This window comes from Streptosporangium sp. NPDC020072, assembly GCF_040631445.1.
Taxonomy (GTDB): domain Bacteria; phylum Actinomycetota; class Actinomycetes; order Streptosporangiales; family Streptosporangiaceae; genus Streptosporangium.
In genome coordinates this window covers 56,270-75,727 of record NZ_JBEYAB010000008.1, presented here as the reverse complement: position 1 = coordinate 75,727, position 19,458 = coordinate 56,270, and the positions used below count along the sequence as shown (strand labels likewise).

Genomic DNA, 19,458 nt, shown 5'->3' with positions numbered 1-19,458 from the left:
TGGTGAGGCCCGTCCCTCTAGGGTGGGCGCATGGCCGAACGGCGTCCCTTGATCGCGCGCAGGCTGCGACCGGGACACTGGGTCGCCGTCGACGTGTTCGCGGCCTTCGCCCTGGCCGCCGGGTTCTCGGCGTCGGCGGTGCTGGTGCCGGAGTCCGCCCGAGTGCCGACGTACGCGGCCGTGCCGGTGATCGCGCTGGCCTGCCTGCCACTGGCGGTCCGGCGCCGATGGCCGGTGACGGTCTGCGTCCTGGTCCTGGTGGCGGCGGTGTTCGCGCCGTTCACCGGGTGGGAGGAGCCGTTCGTGCCCTTGGCGGTCGCGCTGCACGCGGTGGCGCTGCTGGAGGCGCGCCGGACGGCGGTGGCGGCGCTGGTGGCCGCGCTGGCGGTGACCGCCGCCGGCTCCGCGATCGGCTCGCTCTCATGGGCAGAGGCCGCGTCGGCGTGCGGATTCGCCTGGCTGACGCTCGGCCTGGCGTGGACGATCGGGCTTGCCGTACGAGAGCAGCGCGCGTACGCCGCGCAGGCCGTCGCACGGTCGGCGCAGGCCGCGGCCACGGCGGAACGGCTGCGCATGGCTCGTGACGTGCACGACGTCGTCGCCCACAGCATGGGGCTGATCTCCCTGCGGGCCGGCATCGCCAACCACATCGCCGCCACGCACCCAGAAGAGGCGAGCGAGGCCCTGTCGATCATCGAGGAGACCAGTCGGAAGGCGCTGGCGGACCTGCGCAGGCTCCTCGGTCTGCTCCGCGACGACTCAGCAGACCGGGACGGCCCGCCGTACACGTTGGACTCGTTGCGCGAGCTGGTCGCGGCGATCCCGGCCGGTGACGTACGGGTGGAACTCGACGTCGAGCCCGGCCTCGCGCTCGGCGACGAGGAGGCCCTCGTCGTCTATCGCCTCGTGCAGGAGTCGCTGACCAACGTGCTCAAACACGCCGGACCGGCCCGATGCCGGGTGGCCGTCGGCACCCGGGCGGAGCATGAGCTGGTGGTCGAGGTCGTCGACGACGGCCGCGGGGGCGCGCCGCGGGAGGAGGGCCACGGGCTGGCCGGGCTGGAGGAGCGGGTGACCCTGTACGGCGGAACGTTCTCGGCGGGGCCGGAGCCCGGAGGCGGCTTCGCCGTCCGCGCAAGGCTGCTGTCGCCGGGCGGTTCCGGGAAGGACGAGAGATGAGCACGTTCACAGTGCTGGTCGCCGAGGACCAGGCGTTGCTGCGCGCGGGGCTGCGCAGGCTGATCGACACCGCCCCCGACCTGGAGACCGTCGGCGAGGCCGGGACCGGAGAGCAGGCCGTGGAGCTGGCCCGCGGCCTGCGGCCCGATCTGGTGCTCATGGACGTCCGCATGCCCGGCCTCGATGGGATCAAGGCCACCGAGCTGATCCGGACCGACCCGGTGACCGCCGCGACGCGGGTGGTGATGCTGACCACGTTCGATCTCGACGAGTACGTCTACGGGGCGTTGCGGGCCGGAGCCAGCGGATTCCTGCTGAAGGACACCCGGCCGGGCGACCTGCTGGAGGCGCTGCGCGTCGTGGGGGAAGGACAGGCGTTGCTGGCCCCGTCGGTCACCACGCGACTGATCGGGGAGTTCGCCCGGCGCGGGTTCACCGGGATTCCGGCCCGGCTCGCGGCGGGGTTGACCCAGCTGTCCGCCCGGGAGCGGGAGGTGCTCCTGCTGGTGGCTCAGGGACTGACCAACCCGCAGATCGCCGAGCGGCTCGGCATCGGGCAGGCGACGGTCAAGACCCATATCCGCAGCCTGCTGGCCAAGCTCGCCGCGCACGACCGGGCGCAGCTCGTCATCGCCGCCTACGAGGGCGGCCTGGTCACGGCCGGCGGGCAGGCGCCGTCAGCGGCGGTAGGAGACCTCGGGGAAGGCGGCTGACGGGCCCCGCAGCAACGCCTGCGGACGGCCGCGCAGGTTCTGCTCGAAGAAGGCCAGCGGGTAGGCGCGCTGGAAGGCCAGCGCCCGCTCGGCCGGGATCGTGCCGACGACCTCCTCAAGCTGTTCCTTGCCCAGCCCCAGCGGCTTGGCCGACATGGGGATGAGCAGGACGTCGTCGCCGAAGGAGTTGTGGGCCGCACCCTTGAGGGTCACGTTGAGCCGCCAGCCCCGCAGCCCGTCCCAGAAGGTGCGCAGCGTCGGATTGGTCGCCATGCCGCCCTTCCCGTTGGTGTCGACCACCATGTACGGCCGGTCGAGACCGGACTGCGCGACCTTGCCGAGGATGGCACCGTCCAGGCCGAGCCCGGCCTTGATCCGGGGGTCGGCGTACATGGCGGAGGAGGTAGCAGCGCCACCGAGCGAGTGCCCGAACATTCCGATGCGCGCGAGGTCGAAGAGCGGCTTCCCGTCACGACCGGGCAGTTTCTCCTCCAGGGAGGGCAGGCTGTCCAGGACGAACCGCACGTCGGCCACCCGGATGTCGACCGCCTTGGCGAAGTCGCTCACCTCGTCACCCGTCTCAACCCGGCCGCCGGGGAACTCCACCACCGCCGCGTCATAGGGGTGATCGACGGTGACCACCGCGTATCCCCGGCTGGCCAGTTCCTCGACGACGCCGGTCCCGTACGCGCGCGAGGCGTTGGCGCCCGGCGAGTACAGGACGACCGGCAGTTCGCCCAGGCTCGTGTCGGCGGGCGCGCCCTCGTGGCCGTCGGTTCTGTCCATCAGCAACGAACCCGGCTCCAGGTCGTTCATCTTCAGGTACTGCTCCGCCGCCGCCTTCGGCATCCAGGGGGCGATCGGGTGGGCCTGCGTGTCCCGGGCCGGGTACCACAGGCTGACCATCAGCTCCCGCTTCCTGCCGGAGCCCTTCCAGGGATCCGAACGGGACTGATCGACCAGGTGGACCGAGACGGTCCCCACCGGATGCGGGCCCGTCGGCTTCGGGATCGTCAGGCGTTGCGGTGGGGTGGAGCCGCATCCGGCCAGCGTGAGGGCCATGGCGGTGATGATGAGTACACGTTTCACCCTGTTCACGGTGTCAGTCGTGTACGGCTGCCGCCTCTGGCGTGAGGAGGACCTCCGGCTCAACCCAGGAAGGTAGCGCTCGACGGAGATCGTTTTCAGGGATGACGCTCGCGACCGGAACCGGCCGTCAGCGGCGGACCTGCGGATTCGGGGCGCGGGTCACCGATGCCTACTCCCTTTGGAGTAACGCGTACGGCGAACGGTGCAAGATCAGGTGACGATCGACGGACGACGCGCTCCCGCCACTGCCCGGCCTAACGTTTCCCCTCGAAACAACGACACGAAAGCTGGAGGAATCACCATGAACAAGCGAATGATGACGGCGATCGCCGGGCTGAGCCTGACGGCCGGTCTGCTGGGATCGGCCTGGGCACCGGCCGGCGCCCAGACCGGCACGGCCGGTGAGGCCACCGCTGCGACGGCCGCGCCGAAGCCGCCGAAGGGAGCCAGGGCCGTGGTTCAGGTCAGCCCCAACCCCACCACCGAGCGGGGCCAGGAGGTGACGATCACCGGCCACTGCGGCGGCGGCAAGGGGCTCAAGGCAGTGATCGCCGGGATCGACTTGAAGAACCCGGTGCTGCAGAACATCCGCATCGTGAAGGACGACCCGAAGGGATTCGTGGCGAAGGCGACCCTCTCCTCCAAGATCGGTAACGGTGTCGGCCCTGTCTTCGTCGACTGCGGCGGTGAGGCGGGCGTGACCCTCCTGGTCACCCACGTCTGATCGGATCCGGGGCCTCCGCATGGCCGAGTCGTTCGCACGGCGCGAACCCACTCCTGTCCGGCACTTCGCCCGGATCATCGACATCACGCTCGCCGTCCTCACCCTGGTCTTCTTCGTCGCCGTGGCCCTCGCCACCGGGGTGCACAGCCCCTGGCAGGGCCAGATCCCCCTCGGTCTGTTTCTCGGAGCGCTCCTGCTGGTAAGACGCCGCTGGCCGATGACCGTGCTGCTGTTGTCGATCGGCGGTGTCTTCGTCTACCACCTCACCGGACACTGGTCTCCCCCCGGTTGGATCTGGCCGGTCGCGGTCGCCTACTTCACCGTGGCCACCACACCACGTGTGCGCTGGGTGCCCGTCATCGGCCTGGCCCAACTGGTCTACTCCTCTGTCGACGCCCGCTGGGTCCTGGACAGGAACCCGACCCACTACCTGACCCACGTCGTGGGGGAAGGACTGCTCCTGGCGATCCTCATCGCCGCCGGCCTCACCTACGCCGCCACGACGCGCTGGCGTGAGCGGTTGCGCGAATCCGACAACCGTGCCCGCGCCGCCGAGGAACGGCTGCACGTCTCGCACGAGGTACACGACATCATCGCGCACACCCTGGCCGTCGTCGGGGTGCAGCTCAACGTCGCCGCCGACGCCCTCCAGGAGGACCCGGCCGAGGCCGCCGCCGCGCTACGCCTGGCGAAGGACGTCAGGAACCGGGCGATGAGCGACCTTCGCTCGCTCATCGCGACCCTGCGTGACAGCCCGGCCGACATCGCGCCCCAGGCGGACCTGGCCTCCCTGGACGCTCTCATCGCGGACATCCGCGCCGCCGGGCTTGAGGTGATCCTCGATGAGCGCGGCGACCGCGCGGCCGTCTCCGCCACTCCCGCCATCGCCGTCTACCGCGTCGTTCAGGAGTCCCTGGCCAACACGCTCAAGCACGGGGAGGCGAGCAAGGCCGAGGTGACGATCGGCTACCGGCCGCACTCGATCACCGTCGAGATCATCGACGACGGCCGCGGCGTCCCGGGTGGCGCCGATGTCACCGAGGGCCACGGCCTGGCCGGCATGCGCGAACGGGTGAGCGCGCTCGGGGGCGAGTTCACCGCGGGCCCCGTCCCCGGTGGCGGCTTCGCCGTACGGGCCGACATCCCTGTGGCAGGCTCGATGGCATGACGATCAAGGTCCTCCTCGCCGACGACCAGGCGCTCGTACGGGCCGGCTTCCGCAGCCTGCTGGCCCGCTCCCGGGACATCACCGTCGTCGGCGAGGCCCAGGACGGCGACGAAGCCGTACGGCTGACCGTGAGCACCCGCCCTGACGTGGTTCTCATGGACATCCGCATGCCGGGCACCGACGGGATCACCGCCACGCGCCGCATCGTCACCGACCCGGCCATCCTGGGCTGCCGCGTCATCATCCTCACCACGTTCGACACCGACGAACACGTCTTCGCCGCCCTGCGCGCCGGAGCCAGCGGCTTCCTCACCAAGGAGGTCGAGCCCGCGGAACTCCGCCGGGCGGTCGCCGCCGTCGCCGGTGGGGACGCGCTCCTGTCGCCGGGCGTCACCCGCCGTGTCGTCGAGCGGTTCGCCCATCGGCAGGACTTCACGCCTGACGCGGGGCGGCGAATGGCCGCCCTCACCTCCCGGGAACTGGAGACGGTCAAGCTCGTGGCGCTCGGACTCTCCAACAACGAGATCGCCGAGCGCCTCGTCATCAGCCCGTTCACCGCCAAGACCCACATCACCAGGGCCATCGCCAAACTGAACGTGCGCGACAGGGTCCAGCTGGTCATCCTGGCCTACGAGAGCGGCCTCGTACGGCCCGGCGCGTGACGACGACTCCGAGGAGGTGGTGAGGCCGGGTGGCCTCACCACCTCTAGTTCTCAGCCATCACGGTGAAGGTGAATCCGGTGCTCGTCGTACGGCGCAGCGAGACGTCGCACTTGATCCGGCGCAACACCTCGTTCCTGCTGAGGCCGAGCCCCCGCGCGATGAGCCGTTCCGGACGCACCGGCACCGGATCGTCGAAGGTGACCTCCACCTGGACCGGCCACGCCTCGTCGAGCCATGCCGACGGGGTCTCCAGCCGCCAGGCCCCCGTCCAGTCGAGGGTGAAGTGGTTGCGCTGGGCGAACAGCGGGTCCAGCAGTCTGGACGCCACCAGTCCCGGATCGTTGACGAGATAGCCGTCGAGTTGGGCCGGATCGAGGGATCTGACCGGCGCCCGCTCGTGCACGGTGAGTTTGCTCGTCCGGTCGCAGGACACGCAGCGGACCAGCAGCCACACGTCCAGCAGTTTGCCGTTGGCGTTGACGCGGAACCTGCCCTCGCCGGTGGTGGCCGACTCCGACCGGCAGTCCACGCACCGCAACGACAGCAGAGGAAGCCTGGTCCGACGGACGACCCAGGGCAGCACGATATGAGGTTGTGAAGACATGATCTCTCTAGACCTGACACGAGGCCGATTGCGCGCGGCCTCAAACGCCGCAGAACCGGGCGCGCGAGGCAGCCCGGCGGAACCGACGAGAGCGTCGGCTACAGGTGAGCGAAGAAACGTGTCAGGTCAAAGAGCAGGCGGGGTCACGCGGTCTTGTCCTCTGTCCTCACGACGACGGTGCTTGGGGCAAGCTACGGGAACGCGGCAGGAGGCCTCAAGCGGTTTTCCGACGGTGTCGGCTCGCCGGACCCTTGGGTGAAGCCGCCGGACGGCTCCACCCCCCGCGTGCCGGGGACGGGCGCCAAGGGATGATCCTGCCATGGCGGATGTGATTTTCTTCGACCTGGACGGCACCCTGGTGGATCACCGAAGCGCGGTCCTGGAAACGATCGGCCAGGTCATCCGGGCCGCGCCCAACGCGACGGCTCCGCCGGAGGAGCTGGTGACGTCATGGTGGACGCTGGAGGGACGCCACATGCGGGAGTACCTGGCCGGTCAGTGTTCCTTCGCCGAACACCACCGGCGCAGGGTCCGCTCCTTCCTGCCCATGCTCGGCGAGCCGGTTCCGGAGGACCCCGCTCTTCTGGACGCCTGGATCACCGAGCGCTACCTCACCGCGTTCGAGGAGTCCTGGCGGAGCTATCCCGACGTCCGGCCATGCCTGGAGACCCTGAAACGACTCCCCCACGGACCGCGCCTGGCCGTCCTCACCAACGGCGACCCCGGACAGCAGCGCGCCAAGCTCGCCCGCTTCGGCCTCCTGGAGTACTTCGAGGCCGTCCTGACCCCGACCGAACTCGGTACGGCCAAGCCCGCCGCCTACGCCGCCGCCTGCCGGTGGATGGGAACGGACCCGGCGCGGGCGGTCAACGTGGGCGACATGCTGGAAAGCGACGTGCGCGCGGCCGTCCTCGCCGGGCTCACCGGTGTCTGGCTGGACCGCGGCGTCGACTTCGTCACCGGTGGACCGTCACCGGCGGCGGACGAGACCGTGCTCCGCGTCGAACGTCTCACCGATCTCCCCGGCCGCCTGTCGCTCACGGAGGAGACGCGTCGGCACAGGTCTTCGAGCGGCGTGACAACCCCACCGGCATGATCGATCAGCTCATCCCCGGGGCTCCGTGGGAAGAGACGACCGCCGGGTCCGGCGGTGGTTGCCGGAAATAATCCGAAACTCGGAGCCGACGGACGTCGAGAACGCTCCGGCGGCTCCGTCCCCGGGGCGGAACACGACGACGACCTTGAAGGAACGGCCATGAGAGCGAACGAGATCACCGAGATTCTGGACCGGCCGATCAGCCGGGAGCTGCCGGCCCGTCACGTGGCCCGGCTGGCGTACGTGGCCAAGGACGGCACGCCCAGGAACATTCCGATCGCGTTCACCTGGAACGGCTCGGAGATCGTCATGTGCACCACGGAGAACGCCCCGAAGCCTCCGGCCCTGCGCGAGAACCCGATGGTCGCCCTGACGATCGACACCGAGGTGCACCCGCCCAAGATCCTGCTGATCCGCGGACGGGCCGAGCGCGAGAACGCCTGAGAACGGCCCCGCCCACAGCGAGGAGAACTCAAGCACTGCCGGGGCGCTCCCGCACCGGCAGCCCGGTCGTACGGCTCAACCGCGCGGGGCCGGTCGGCCCCGCCGGTCGGGTCAGTTGTTCGCGACGAAGTCGACGACCAGCCGGTTGAACTCGTCGGCGTGCTCGATCATCGCCCAGTGCCCGCAGTGGTTGAGCAGCACCAGCCTGCTGTTCGGGATGTTCGCCAGCAGGTACAGCGAGGTCTCGAACGAGACGACGCGGTCGTCGCGGCCGTGGATGAGCAGGGTCGGCACCTGGATCGCCGGCAGCGCTTCCGGCTTGACCCACTTCGGCAGCGGCGCGCCCTTCGGCAGGCCGTCCACGTAGTTGCGCAGATGGTCCGGACGGGCGAGCGCGGCGTCCGAACGCGCCTGGCACAACTCGGGGGTGGCGAAGCGGGCCTTGTCGTAGACCATGATCTCGACGAGCCTGCGCATGTTCTCTGGGCTCGCGTCGTGGTAGGCCTCGATCAGCACCTTGAGGCCTTCGGAGGGGCCGCCGCCGGCACCGAAGAGCGTCGGCATCCGGCCGACCGGCGGGCCCATGGTGACCAGGTGCGAGATCCGGTCCGGGTGCTCGGTGGCCAGACGCAGCGAGGTCTGACCGCCCATCGAGTTGCCGACGAACGCGGCCTTCTCGATGCCGAGGGCGTCCAGGAACTGGATCACCGCCTCCACATGGTCGAGCCGGTCGACGGTCGCGGGGTCCGACTCGCCCCAGCCGGGCATGTCGACGGCGTACACGTGGAAGTGCTCGGCCAGCGCCTCGATGTTGCCCGCGAAGTTGCTCCACCCGGTCGCGCCCGGCCCGCTGCCGTGCAGCAGGACGACCGGGTGGCCGGAGCCCGCCTCGTAGTAGCGGAGCTTCCAGTCGTTCGTCTGGACCGTGCGGGCGATGTCCTTGGGGTCGAGGGCCATCAGTGGTCTTCTCCGTTCGGTGCGGGTGCGGCGGCGAGCAGTTCGGCGACGACGGCCGAGGGGCGGTGACCCCAGCTGTGCAGCTTGTCGAGCGTCCTGACCTCCCACGTCTCGTCGTCGATGATCAGCCCGCCCCAGCCGTACTCGACGCTGAAGCCCGAGGGCGTGAAGACGTAGAAGCTGAACATGTGGTCGTTCGGGTGCATGCCGAGTGTCATCTCGAACGGCTGCTTGGCGTCCATGCACCGGTCGTAGGCCCTGCCGACGTCGCGGATGTCGGTCACCTCGACCATGAAGTGGTGGGTCCTCTTCGGCGACGGCAGGTCACCGAAGGCCACGGTGTGGTGGCGGCCGTTGCAGTGCAGGAAGATCAGGTCGGCGACCACACCCGGGGTCACCTCCTCGACGATGATGTCGCTGACCTTGAATCCGAGCAGGTCGATGTAGAAGCCCAGGTAGGTCTCCCGTGGGACGTCGTGCGCCAGGAGGACCTGGTGGCCCGCGCCGCCCGCGCCCGTCACGAAGCCGCCGAGCAGCTTGGCGGACTCGAACGGAGTGCCGGCCTCGGCCAGGCCGGTGACCAGCTCGATGCGGTTGCCCATCGGGTCCGCGGTGACGAAGATCCGCTCCACCTTACGGGCGGCGGCGAGGGCGGGGTCGCCCTCGGCGACCTCGATCCCGGCCGCGCGCACCTTCTCGACCAGCGCGTCGAGCTCGGCCGCGTCGACGACCTCGTAGCCCGTGGCCACCAGGTCGTCGGCGGGGCCCTCGGTGACGATCCAGCGGTGGGCCTTCTCGTCGGTGCGCAGGGTGAACCCGGTGCCGGTTCTCTCGCCGATCGGCATGCCCAGCAGCTCGACGCCGAAGTGCTCCCAGTCGGCGAGGTCGCTGACCTCGTAGACGACGTAACCGAGCTCCTTGACTCGGGGCATCTCTCTTCTCCTTCTTCTCAGGCTTCTCAGATTTCTCAGGCCGGTGGCCGGCCGGCCGGTCTCAGGCGGGCATGGCGAGGGCGGGTACGGCGAGGCCGCCGACGTCGGACGCGGCGACGAACCTGTCGGGGCGCAGCGCCACGGCGCGGGCGCCGTACCTGCGCAGCCACGGCAGCAGGACCTCGTCCAGGTCGACCAGTTCGTCCGGCCCCTGCGTGTACGCCGTCTTCGGCCGCACCGCGACGTAGCGCGCGCCGAGCGCGTCCCAGCCCGCCTTCTCCTCCGCCGTCAGCAGGGTCGAGGGATCGACGTCGCCGCCGAGCAGCACGAAGCCGTCGCCGAGGAGGTCGTCCAGGCGCACCATCCGGCCGATCGCGTCGCCGGTGATCGGCTGCGGGACCATCCGGCCGACGATGCTGGCATCGCCCAGCGGGCCCCTGATCCAGCCGCCCTCAAGCACCGGCGGGGCGATGAGCGGTGGCTCGAACGGGGTGACCGTGTCCTGGGGCACCGCGTTCATCGCGGCCTGCTCCTGTTCGGACAGCTCCTGCTTGATGACCCGTCCGAGCTGGACCGCGAGGCCGGTGTAGAAGGCGGCGTTCGGACGCCGTTCCGCCTCGTAGGTCTCCAGCCAGCTCTCGGACAGCTCGCCTTTGATCACGCGGGCGAGTTTCCAGCACAGGTTGTGGGCGTCGCGCATTCCGGTCTGCATTCCGGCGCCCGCCCACGGCGGCATCAGGTGGGCCGCGTCGCCGGCCAGGAAGACCCGGCCCCGGCGCCAGGTGTCGGCCATCCGGGTGTGGTGCCGGTAGAAGGCGTGCTGGTGGATCTCGACGTCCTCCTCCGTGACGCCGAGCGCCTGGAGCAGCGGCCACACCTCGGCGCTGGTCGGGTAGTCCGCCGGGGACTCGTCGGGCTTGAGCGGGATCTCCCAGCGGTGGTTGCCCGCGGACAGCGCGATGTCGACGACCGGGCGTTCCTTGTCGGACCAGAAGGTCAGGAAGTCGCGGTCGGGCCACCACCGCTTGACGCGGCAGTCGATGACCACCCATGTGACGTCGTTGGTGTCGCCCAGCAGCCGGCAGCCCACCTCGTCCCGGGTCGTGCTGCTGCCGCCGTCGGCGCCGATCGCGTACCGGGCGCGGACGGTGCGGGTCTCACCGGTCGCGGTGTCCGTCGAGGTGACGGTGACGCCGTCGTCGTGCTGGTCGATCCCGGTGACCTCGGCGCCGTAGTGGACGGTGATGCGGTCGCCGTACTCCAGCGCGGCGGCGCGCAGTTCGGTCTCCATCGTCGGCTGGTAGATGTTGTAGAAGCGCGGCTTGCGGCCCAGCGTCGAGGGCGGGTGCTCGACCCGCATGATCTCCGTGCCGTCGTAGGTCACCCAGCGCAGGGCCCGCTGGGGGTCGATCTTCTTCTCGATCCGCTCGTCGATGCCGAGATCCTGGAAGATCCGCATCGTCCAGTCGTTGACGGTCACGGCCCGGGCTCGGGGGTAGATGTCCCTGTCCCGTTCGAGGGCGACGGCGGAGACTCCGTACCTGGCGAGGGTGAGTGCGGCGATCACACCGGTCGGGCCGTATCCGATGATCGCGACATCCGCGTCGTAGCTCTCGGTCATGCGCTGACTCCGTTGTCCTGGCCGCGTGTGCTCGGCGCGGCAGTTTTGGACCGATCGGTCGGTACGATAGTGAGGAGGGTAACAATGACCAGCGGCGATGTGTCAAGAGCCGCCCTCCGAGTCCCTAGAATTCGGCGAGTGGACAAGCCCGCGCCGAAGGCGCAGACCGGGAACCGCCGAGGCCGACGGTCACGCCAGGAGATCCTCGACGCGACCGCCCGGGTGATGTCCGTGCGCGGCTACGCGGGCACGTCGATGTCGACCCTCATCAAGGAGACGGGCCTGCCGAGGAGCGCCTTCTACCACCACTTCGAGTCCAAGGCGGGGCTGCTGTCGGCCGTCATGTCCCAGGGGGCGAGCGACTACTTCGACGCCATGCGCGAGGCCCACCGCAACCCGCCGGAGGGCGGCACCCCGCGCGAGCGCCTCGGGTGGTACCTGCGCAGGACCGGTGAGGTCTTCGAGCACCGGGAGGCGTTCCTGCGCCTGCTGCTGGTGCTGGTCATGAGCAACGAGGCGGCCGAGGCTCCGGAGGCGCTGCGAACCGTGATCGCGGTCCGCGACGAGGGCCGCGACTACATGCGGCACATGATCCGCTCCTCGTTCCTGAGCGAGGGCGAGGAGGCCGCGAACACGGTCGCGGACGCCCTCGCCCACTTCGGCATGGCCGGATTCGACGGCGCGTTCGTCTCGCTCCAGTCGGAGGACGGCAAGCCGATCTCGGAGTTCATGGAGCAGCTCGCCGACGCCATGACGGCGATCGGCGAGGCACTGATCGCCCGCCACTGAGCCTCAGAGGGCGCGCGTGATCGCGTCGGCGGCGGCCGTGAGGGCGGCGGTGAGCGGCTTGACCTGCTCCGGCGAGTAACGGACGCTGGGCATCGAGATCGACAGCGCCGCGACGGTCGCACCGGAGCGATCCCTCACCGCGCACCCCATCGCGGTCACGCCCCGCTCGGTGCGTTCAAGGTTGAGCACGACACCGCTGAGCCGTACGGACCGGAGCTCACGGCGAAGCCTCGTCAGGTCGGGCAGTTCCTCGGCGGAGTCGTGCCGGTCGTCGGCGGCGTACAGGGTCACGAGTTCCTCGTCCGGGAGCGCCGCCAGCGCCACCAGGCCGCCGGTCGCCTGGTGGGCGGGGAAGACCATGCCCTCGCGGCTGCCCACCCGCAGGGCCTGGGCGCACTCGACCGAGGCGATGAACCGGACGTTCCTGCCGGTGCGGATGCTGAGGTTCACGGTCTCGTCGATCCGGTCGACCAGGGCCCGCATCGGCCCGAGGGCCGCCGCCCGGAGCGTGCCGACGTCGGACTGGGCACGCTCGGCGAGGGCGAGGATGGGGCCCACCCGGTAGGTCCGGTCCTCGTCCTGCACCGCGAAGTCGCGGTAGACCAGCGCGGTCAGCAGCCGGTGGGCCGTGGAACGGGCGACGCCCAGCCGTTCGGCCGCCGCGGAGACCGTGATCGCCCCATCGAGCTGGAGGATCTGCGCGAGCCTGAGGGCGTGGTCGACGCTGTTCGAGGCGTAGGCCGGCGGAGTCTTCATCGGCTTCACCATGGTCCGATCCTGGCACAGCCTGTTCTGCTGTGCAGAATCCTCTGTTCCTGATCCGTCGCGTCAGCAGATAGTCAGGACCATGTCCGACGCGCACGCCATCACGTCGCCGGTCAGCGTCACCGCTGAGGACCGGCCCGACCAGCCTCCCGTCAGCCCCGAACTCGAAGACCTCTACCGCGGGTTCGAGAAGGCGCTGCTCGTCCCGCTGTGGACGGAGATCGGCGACCTGATGCCGCGGCACCCGCGTTCCAAGGCCCGGCCGCACCGCTGGAACTGGAGCGAACTGCTCGAACTCGCCGGCCGTTCCGGGAACCTGGTCCCCGTCGGCCGCGGCGGCGAGCGCCGCGCGATCGCGCTGGCCAACCCGGGCCTGGGCGGCAAGCCCTACGCGACCCCGACCCTGTGGGCCGCGATCCAGTACCTCATGCCGGGCGAGGACGCGCCCGAGCACCGGCACACCCAGAACGCCTTCCGCTTCGTCGTCGAGGGCGAGGGAGTGTGGACCGTGGTCGAGCGCGACCCGGTGCCGATGCGCCGGGGCGACTTCCTCCCCCAGCCCGGTCTGCACTGGCACGCCCACCACAACTCGGCGAGTACGCCGATGGCCTGGATCGACGGGCTCGACATCCCGTTCCAGTACGGCATCGAGGGGCAGTTCTTCGACTTCGGCCGGGACACCCTCACCGAGGAGGAGCACGCCACCCCCGATCGTTCCCGCGCCGAGCGGCTCTGGGGGCACCCCGGCCTGGCACCGGTCTCACAGCTCGGCCGCCGCGAGGGCACACCCCTTCTGCGTTATCGCTGGACCGACACCGACGCCGCGCTGACCGGCCAGCTCACGCTGGAGCGGGAGGGCCACCCGGCCACGGTCGAGCCGGGTCACGCCCTGGTCCGCTACACCAACCCGACCACCGCCGACGACGTGCTGCCGACGATCCGGGCGCAGTTCCACCGGATCACCACCGGCACGGAGACCGCGCCGTACCGGGAGACCGGCTCGTCGGTCTACCAGGTCTTCGACGGGTCCGGCCGGGTCACCGTCGGCGACCGGACCTGGACGGTGACCCGCGGAGATCTCTTCGTCGTCCCGTCCTGGCAGCCGCTGTCGATCCGCTCGGAGGCGTCGGCGTCCGACTCCGACTCGGGCGCGCTCGACCTGTTCCAGTTCGGCGACGCCCCGATCTTCACCAAGCTCAACCTGTTTCGCAGCCACACCGAAAGGGACAGCCGATGAAGCTCGCCACCATCCGCCTGGGTGACCAGCGCACCGCCGCCGTCCGCGTCGAGGGCGACCAGCTCGTCGAGGTGGGCCTGCCCGACGTCGGCGCCGTGCTGGCCGCGCCCGGCGGTCTCGCGACCGCCGCGACGGCCGACGGCACCCGGCACCCGCTCGCCGGAGCCGACCTCGCCCCGGTCGTGCCCCGGCCCGGCAAGGTCATCTGCGTCGGGTTGAACTACCAGAACCACATCAAGGAGATGGGCCGCGACCTCCCGGAGTACCCGACCCTCTTCTCCAAGTTCACCGACACCCTCATCGGCGCCACCGACGACATCCGGCGCCCCGAGGAGACCGAGCAGTTCGACTGGGAGGCCGAACTCGCCGTCGTCGTCGGCCGGCAGGTACGCCGGGCGGACGAGGAGCAGGCGGTCGCCGCGATCGCGGGGTTCACCGTGCTCAACGACATCACGTGCCGTGACTGGCAGTTCCGGACCCGGGAGTGGCTGCAGGGCAAGAACTGGGACTCGACCACCCCGATCGGCCCGTTCCTCGTCACCGCCGACGAGACCGGCCCGCGGCCGGCGCTCGACATCCGCTGCGAGGTCGACGGTCAGGTGACGCAGTCCGACAACACCGGCGACCTGCTCTTCGACCCGGTCCACCTGATCCGTTACGTCTCGACGATGGTGCGCCTCAACCCGGGCGACGTGATCGCGACCGGCACCCCCGGCGGGGTCGGTCACGCCCGCAGGCCACCGGTCTTCCTGAAGGGCGGCGAGCTGGTCGTGACCGAGATCGAGGGTCTCGGCCGCCTTGAGAACCGCGTCGTCCCCGAAGGCGCGTGATGGCACGCGACCTCGCCACCACACTCGCGTGGGCCGAGACGGGGACCCGGCTGTGCGTGTCGGCGATCACCGGCCTGTCCGAGGAGGAGTACGGCGCCGCCTCGGCCCTGCCCGGCTGGACGCGCAAGCACCTCGTGGCGCACCTGGCCGCGAACGCCGAGGCGGTCGGCAACCTGATCCACTGGGCGCGCACCGGCGAGAGGACCCCGATGTACGGCTCCCCGCAGGAACGCGCCGAGGGGATCGAGCGGGGTTCCCGGCTGGGCGCCGGCGAACTGTCACGGTGGTTCACGGAGTCGGCCGCGACCCTGGCCACCGCGATGGAGGCGCTGCCCGACGAGGCGTGGCGGACCCAGGTGGTGACCGCGCAGGGCCGTACCGTGCCGGCGAGCGAGGTCCCGTGGATGCGCAGCCGGGAGGTCATGGTGCACGCCGTGGACCTCGCCACCGGGCTCACCTTCGCCGACCTTCCCGACGGCTTCCTGCTGGCGCTGCGGGAGGACGTCCTCGCCAAGCGGGGTCTCGACGCGGTGCCCGGCGTCGAAGGGTCCCTGGCCGACGTCACCGCCTACCTGGCCGGACGTCCCACGACCGGGGTGACCGCCGTCGGCGGCGGCCTCCCACCGACCCTGCCTCCGTGGCTGTGACGAGAAGGACCGATCCCATGGGCGTCTTCCCCTCAACCCGTGCCGACGTGATCGTCGTCGGAGGCGGCATCGGCGGCCTGTCCGCGGCGCTCGCCCTGACCCGTCAGGGGCTGCGGGTCAGGGTGCACGAGCGGTCGTCGGTGTTCGGCGAGGTCGGCGCGGGCCTCCAGCTGGCGCCGAACTGCACCCGCATCCTGGACCGCTACGGGCTGCTGGAGGAGGCGGCCGCCCTCGGCGTGCTGCCCGAGGCCATGGTCATGAAGGACGCCGTGGACGACGACGACCTGACCCGGCTGGACCTGCGCGACCTGGAGCGCCGTTACGGCTACCCCTACCTGGTGATCCACCGCAGCGACCTGCACGGGATCCTGCTCCGCGCCTGTGAGCGGGCGGGTGTGGAGCTCCTGACCGACGCCCACTGCACGTCGTACGAGAACGTCGCCGGTGGCGCCCGGGTCCGTTTCGCCGACGGCGGCGCCGACGAGGCGGAGGTGGTGATCGCCGCGGACGGGCTGCACTCGGTCGCCCGCGAACTGCTGGTCAAGGACGAGCCGGTGAGTTCGGCGTACGTCGCCTACCGCGGCGCCGTGCCGTTCGAGAAGGTCGCCGACAACGGCATCCACGACAAGGACGTCGTCGTGTACGTCGGCCCCCGCTGCCACTTCGTCCAGTATCCGCTGCGGGGCGGCGAGATGTTCAACCAGGTCGCCGTGTTCGAGTCGCCGAAGGCGCTGGCCGGTGAGGACGACTGGGGAACACCGGACGAGCTGGACGCGGCGTTCGCGGGAACCTGCGAGCGGGTCCGGAAGGGGCTGCCGCTGATGTGGCGCGACCGGTGGTGGCGGATGTACGACCGTGACCCGATCATGACCTGGGTGACCGGCCGGATCGCGCTGCTCGGTGACGCGGCGCACCCGCCCCTGCAGTACATGGCGCAGGGCGCGATCATGGCGATCGAGGACGGCTGGGTGCTCGGGGAGCACGTCGCCGCCCAGCGCGCGCGGCGGACCGGTGACGGCTCCGGCGTCGACTGGGACGCGGCACTCGCCGCCTATGAGGCCGTACGGCCCGAGCACTGCCGCCGCGTCGTCACCACCGCCCGGGCGTGGGGCGAGCTGTGGCACCTCGAAGGCGTCCTGAGGCTGCGGCGCAACGCCCTCCTGCGTGGCCGTGACGTCTACGACTACTCGTTCGTCGACTGGATCTACGGCCCCACGGCGCTGGTCCCCGAGGACGAACCGGAGATGTTCCAGCCGATCCCCCTGGACACCGTGCCGCTCTGACCGTGCCACTTTTGACCGCTTCGCTTCCGCCCGAGGCGGGCGGTACCGCCCCGGGCGACGACCGGCGGCACCGGACACGTTGGCGCCGGGTCGCCCGGGAACGTGTTCTCCATGGCCGGTCAGCAGGTGACGGTGCCCCTACGGATGGCGTGGCCGCCGTCGTTGTCGTCGTCGGCCCAGTAGACGGGCTTGGACCCGTTGACGCATTCGTCGGCTCCGGCGAGGGAGAAGCCCTCGTTGTTGTAGTCGGGCATGCCGGTGGGCCGGTCGTGGACGGCGGTGACGGCGAAGGCCCCTGAGGCGTCGACCTTCAGGGTGCGGTGCTGGCCGCCGCAGTTGTCGTCGCAGACGGCCCACAACCGGAGGGCCTGCGGTTCCCACTGCAGTTCCATGACACCGGCCATGCCGCTGCTGGTCGAGGAGATCCGGGTGAAGGCCCCGGAGTCCTCAAGGACGTAGCCGTGGATCATGCCGGTGCCTTCGACGCCGAGGAAGAAAACACCTCCGGTGTGGGCGCCGTAGCCGCCGGGGTCGTAGGCCGCGCCGGTCGAGGCGTCCTTGAACCCGGCGCCGGTGAGGTAGCCGTCGGGGATCCAGGTGACGCCCTCGAAGCCGAGGTTGGAGCCCACGGACGGCAGGCTCGCGGTGAGGTTCCACTCCTTGGTCGCGGTCAGCGTCGTGCCGCTGCCGGAGACGTCGTAGCGCAGGACGGAGAGCCTGCTGCTGCCGGAACCGTTGCGCTCGCTGGAGACGAACACCCCTCCGGCCGCACCGGAGCCGGTGACGGTGACGCCCTCGCTGTCGGGGGCGCCGGAGCCGCCGGGGAAGCGAAGCGCCTTGCCGGAGGTCCAGCCGCCGGTGGTGTCGGGCTTCCAGCCGCCGGAGCCGTTCGGGACCAGGCGCCACAGCCTGCCGCTGTTCTGCGCGCCCCACAGCACCCCGCCGGTCTGGTGGAGGCCGCTGAGGTCCTCACCGAAAACGTTCGACCCGTCGGCGGTGGACACCGAGGAACCGCCCGGCCAGGCGACCGATGCCAGGGAACTGGCCGGGGCGACCCCGTTTTCTGTGGCTTTTGTGGCTTCTTCGACTTGTGTGACGGGCGCGACGGATGTCGCGTTGGCGATCGTCGGTGTGGCCATCATGCCGAGCGCCATCGCGCCGGCGACCAGGATTCCGCGGGCCGGTCGGCCGGATAACGGGCGGGGGGTCCGAAAGGTACTGCCATTCACAGGCGAACTGCCTTTCAACGAGCGAACGGCTGCCGGCAGCAGCCGGAACAGGCATAAACGACAAAATTCTGATCATTCGGCATGAATGCCGAATGAATCGCATACGTCGTCACGCCGTCCGCAGCGTGAGGCAACGCCGACGTTCCCGGTGGGCTTGCCCCGCAACCCCGAGGGGACGTCTCCCGCCCCGCCCGCCGCCGTTCGAAGGGCCGCCCGGACGGCGGCGGGCGGAGCCCCCGACGTGACGGCCTCAGCGGACCGGAGGGTTGCCCCCGGGGTACTGGAAGCCCCACACCTGGTTCCAGCGGTTCCCTTCCGTACCTGTCCTGATGCAGCTCCATGCCTGCAGGCGTGCCTGCTGGCCGGGTATACCGCTGGAGGAGGCGTCCAGGCACCTGCCGTTCGCGCGGTTCCTGATGATCATGTAGGTCTCGGGAAAGCACACGCAGGGCTCGTGCGGCGGGATGATGTAATCGGTTCGCCACTCGGCCGGCGCGTACCCGGACTCGCAGTAGGTGTCCTGAACGATGGACACACCCTCCCGGGGGTCACCGTCCAAGAGTTGCAGGCACTGACCGGAGTGACGGGCCTTTATGCGGAAGTATCCGTTTCCGCTGTCGAGGAACTCGAACTCCTGCGAGTGGCTGGCATTGTCCGGCCACAGGAAGACGCCCTGCCTCGGATTGGTGGACGCCCACATCACGTCGGCGCGCAGTCCGCTGATCCGGTTCACGATCTCCGCGTAACGCGTTTCCGCGTACGCCGGCGTGGACGTGCCCGCCGCGAAGGACACGGCCACCAGGACCAGCGCCATGACCAGGGCGCTGAACGTCAACCGCCTCTCCCCGGGATTCAACGAGGTCGGCCTTCTGCCTTTTCGCGACAGAAAGCCGATCCTGGCACGGGAAAATCTCATGATTTCTCCTCGTCTGGTCTGGACAATGAGGGCCGCGCGGGCGGGTTCACCGTGGTCCTGTCGTGACACGGTTTCGGTGGTCTCCGGCACCGGTAACGGCCATGCCGGAAAATGGGCCGCTCCCTTCGGCGGTTGAGCGTGGTCGGCTCTGGTGATCAGGAGGATGAACCCGGCGTAGGGGTGATCGGTGATTCGCGACGCTCGGCACGCCTCCGATTTCTCAGGTGCCGCATTCGCTTTTCGCCGACACCAATGTTAAACAGGCGTGCCGCGGACGGCGATGGCGTTCACCCACCGAATTTTCACCGAGCGCCGGACGAAATGGGATGAGCGATTCCGGGGCCGTATTACGGCTCGCCGCGGCACTGGCCGGAAAGGCGAAAAACAGCGCCAGGAATTTCCAGGCCGTCAGCGCCCTCCCAGCCGCGATCAAGACTTGGCACGATGCTTCTCAACGCCCGGACTCCGGGCGAAAGATCAATGTCACCGCGCCGGTAGTACACCTCTGATCACAAACAACTACCTTTCGTATTTATCCTCACACCTTGCGTGACCACGGTTGGAGTTCCATG

Annotated in this window: 22 protein-coding genes; 13 read left to right on the top strand and 9 right to left on the bottom strand. The window is 70.1% G+C overall.

Annotation, left to right across the window (positions count from 1 at the left end; all coding sequences use genetic code 11):
- Nucleotides 1-30 precede the first annotated feature (30 nt).
- Nucleotides 31-1,179: a histidine kinase gene (locus tag ABZ470_RS20435; protein ID WP_362912906.1), complete on the top strand. Its 1,149-nt coding sequence runs from the start codon at nt 31-33 to the stop codon at nt 1,177-1,179.
- Nucleotides 1,176-1,892, top strand: coding sequence for a response regulator transcription factor (locus tag ABZ470_RS20430; RefSeq protein WP_362912904.1), 717 nt, complete (start codon nt 1,176-1,178; stop codon nt 1,890-1,892). The genes ABZ470_RS20435 and ABZ470_RS20430 overlap by 4 nt, the downstream gene beginning before the upstream one ends.
- Here ABZ470_RS20430 and ABZ470_RS20425 read toward each other — a convergent pair.
- Nucleotides 1,857-2,981 carry a lipase gene (locus tag ABZ470_RS20425; protein WP_362912902.1) on the bottom strand — a complete coding sequence of 375 codons (1,125 nt, stop codon included), beginning with the start codon at nt 2,979-2,981 and terminating at the stop codon, nt 1,857-1,859. The genes ABZ470_RS20430 and ABZ470_RS20425 overlap by 36 nt on opposite strands.
- Before the next feature lie 301 nt (nt 2,982-3,282).
- On the opposite strand from ABZ470_RS20425, the gene ABZ470_RS20420 reads away from it, so the two are divergent.
- Genes ABZ470_RS20420 through ABZ470_RS20410 form a run of 3 tightly spaced genes read left to right on the top strand, consistent with a single transcriptional unit; the run spans nt 3,283 to nt 5,535 of the window.
- The gene (locus ABZ470_RS20420) at nt 3,283-3,705 is read left to right on the top strand and encodes a hypothetical protein (protein WP_362912900.1); all 423 of its coding nucleotides are present in this window, start codon (nt 3,283-3,285) and stop codon (nt 3,703-3,705) included.
- A 19-nt stretch (nt 3,706-3,724) separates the two neighbouring features.
- The gene (locus ABZ470_RS20415; protein WP_362912898.1) at nt 3,725-4,873 is read left to right on the top strand and encodes a sensor histidine kinase; all 1,149 of its coding nucleotides are present in this window, start codon (nt 3,725-3,727) and stop codon (nt 4,871-4,873) included.
- On the top strand, nt 4,870-5,535 hold the full coding sequence (locus tag ABZ470_RS20410) for a response regulator transcription factor (RefSeq protein WP_362912896.1): 666 nt from the start codon (nt 4,870-4,872) through the stop codon (nt 5,533-5,535). The genes ABZ470_RS20415 and ABZ470_RS20410 overlap by 4 nt, the downstream gene beginning before the upstream one ends.
- Before the next feature lie 44 nt (nt 5,536-5,579).
- On the opposite strand, the gene ABZ470_RS20405 is transcribed toward ABZ470_RS20410, so the two are convergent.
- Nucleotides 5,580-6,119, bottom strand: coding sequence for a DUF1062 domain-containing protein (locus tag ABZ470_RS20405; RefSeq protein WP_362912894.1), 540 nt, complete (start codon nt 6,117-6,119; stop codon nt 5,580-5,582).
- Between the two features lie 340 nt (nt 6,120-6,459).
- Between ABZ470_RS20405 and ABZ470_RS20400 the strand changes: the two genes are divergently transcribed.
- A complete protein-coding gene (locus tag ABZ470_RS20400; protein ID WP_362912892.1) occupies nt 6,460-7,236 on the top strand; it encodes an HAD family hydrolase in 777 nt (258 codons plus the stop codon).
- A 159-nt stretch (nt 7,237-7,395) separates the two neighbouring features.
- Nucleotides 7,396-7,680 carry a pyridoxamine 5'-phosphate oxidase family protein gene (locus ABZ470_RS20395; RefSeq protein WP_362912890.1) on the top strand — a complete coding sequence of 95 codons (285 nt, stop codon included), beginning with the start codon at nt 7,396-7,398 and terminating at the stop codon, nt 7,678-7,680.
- A gap of 111 nt (nt 7,681-7,791) precedes the next feature.
- Here ABZ470_RS20395 and ABZ470_RS20390 read toward each other — a convergent pair whose 3' ends face one another.
- From ABZ470_RS20390 to ABZ470_RS20380, 3 genes are all read right to left on the bottom strand, one after another.
- Complete coding sequence (locus ABZ470_RS20390) at nt 7,792-8,637, bottom strand: alpha/beta hydrolase (protein WP_352012174.1); 846 nt, start codon at nt 8,635-8,637, stop codon at nt 7,792-7,794.
- The gene (locus ABZ470_RS20385) at nt 8,637-9,569 is read right to left on the bottom strand and encodes a VOC family protein (protein WP_362785286.1); all 933 of its coding nucleotides are present in this window, start codon (nt 9,567-9,569) and stop codon (nt 8,637-8,639) included. Before ABZ470_RS20385 ends, ABZ470_RS20390 begins: the two co-directional genes overlap by 1 nt.
- Nucleotides 9,570-9,630: 61 nt before the next feature.
- On the bottom strand, nt 9,631-11,190 hold the full coding sequence (locus ABZ470_RS20380; RefSeq protein ID WP_362912888.1) for a bifunctional 3-(3-hydroxy-phenyl)propionate/3-hydroxycinnamic acid hydroxylase: 1,560 nt from the start codon (nt 11,188-11,190) through the stop codon (nt 9,631-9,633).
- 138 nt (nt 11,191-11,328) lie between these two features.
- Here ABZ470_RS20380 and ABZ470_RS20375 point away from each other — a divergent pair, with 138 nt between their 5' ends.
- The gene (locus ABZ470_RS20375) at nt 11,329-11,979 is read left to right on the top strand and encodes a TetR/AcrR family transcriptional regulator (RefSeq protein ID WP_352012171.1); all 651 of its coding nucleotides are present in this window, start codon (nt 11,329-11,331) and stop codon (nt 11,977-11,979) included.
- Between the two features lie 3 nt (nt 11,980-11,982).
- Here the strand turns inward: ABZ470_RS20375 and ABZ470_RS20370 are convergent, their stop codons facing one another.
- Nucleotides 11,983-12,735 carry an IclR family transcriptional regulator gene (locus ABZ470_RS20370; protein WP_362912886.1) on the bottom strand — a complete coding sequence of 251 codons (753 nt, stop codon included), beginning with the start codon at nt 12,733-12,735 and terminating at the stop codon, nt 11,983-11,985.
- A gap of 91 nt (nt 12,736-12,826) precedes the next feature.
- Here ABZ470_RS20370 and ABZ470_RS20365 point away from each other — a divergent pair, with 91 nt between their 5' ends.
- From ABZ470_RS20365 to ABZ470_RS20350, 4 genes are read left to right on the top strand one after another with little or no spacing between them, the layout of a single operon-like run.
- Nucleotides 12,827-13,981 carry a cupin domain-containing protein gene (locus tag ABZ470_RS20365; RefSeq protein ID WP_352012169.1) on the top strand — a complete coding sequence of 385 codons (1,155 nt, stop codon included), beginning with the start codon at nt 12,827-12,829 and terminating at the stop codon, nt 13,979-13,981.
- Entirely contained in the window at nt 13,978-14,811 is an 834-nt protein-coding gene (locus tag ABZ470_RS20360; RefSeq protein WP_362912884.1) for a fumarylacetoacetate hydrolase family protein, read from the top strand. Before ABZ470_RS20365 ends, ABZ470_RS20360 begins: the two co-directional genes overlap by 4 nt.
- The gene (locus tag ABZ470_RS20355; protein ID WP_362912882.1) at nt 14,811-15,458 is read left to right on the top strand and encodes a maleylpyruvate isomerase family mycothiol-dependent enzyme; all 648 of its coding nucleotides are present in this window, start codon (nt 14,811-14,813) and stop codon (nt 15,456-15,458) included. The genes ABZ470_RS20360 and ABZ470_RS20355 overlap by 1 nt, the downstream gene beginning before the upstream one ends.
- Nucleotides 15,449-16,741, top strand: a complete 1,293-nt coding sequence (locus ABZ470_RS20350; protein WP_362912880.1) for an FAD-dependent monooxygenase — start codon at nt 15,449-15,451, stop codon at nt 16,739-16,741. The genes ABZ470_RS20355 and ABZ470_RS20350 overlap by 10 nt, the downstream gene beginning before the upstream one ends.
- Nucleotides 16,742-16,860: 119 nt before the next feature.
- Here the strand turns inward: ABZ470_RS20350 and ABZ470_RS20345 are convergent, their stop codons facing one another.
- Nucleotides 16,861-17,745, bottom strand: coding sequence for an esterase-like activity of phytase family protein (locus ABZ470_RS20345; protein ID WP_362785272.1), 885 nt, complete (start codon nt 17,743-17,745; stop codon nt 16,861-16,863).
- Between the two features lie 475 nt (nt 17,746-18,220).
- The gene (locus ABZ470_RS20340) at nt 18,221-18,805 is read right to left on the bottom strand and encodes an RICIN domain-containing protein (protein WP_362912878.1); all 585 of its coding nucleotides are present in this window, start codon (nt 18,803-18,805) and stop codon (nt 18,221-18,223) included.
- Between ABZ470_RS20340 and ABZ470_RS20335 the strand changes: the two genes are divergently transcribed.
- Nucleotides 18,783-19,022: a hypothetical protein gene (locus ABZ470_RS20335; RefSeq protein WP_362912876.1), complete on the top strand. Its 240-nt coding sequence runs from the start codon at nt 18,783-18,785 to the stop codon at nt 19,020-19,022. The genes ABZ470_RS20340 and ABZ470_RS20335 overlap by 23 nt on opposite strands.
- An 84-nt stretch (nt 19,023-19,106) precedes the next feature.
- On the opposite strand, the gene ABZ470_RS20330 is transcribed toward ABZ470_RS20335, so the two are convergent.
- The gene (locus tag ABZ470_RS20330) at nt 19,107-19,319 is read right to left on the bottom strand and encodes a hypothetical protein (protein WP_362912874.1); all 213 of its coding nucleotides are present in this window, start codon (nt 19,317-19,319) and stop codon (nt 19,107-19,109) included.
- Between the last annotated feature and the right edge of the window lie 139 nt (nt 19,320-19,458).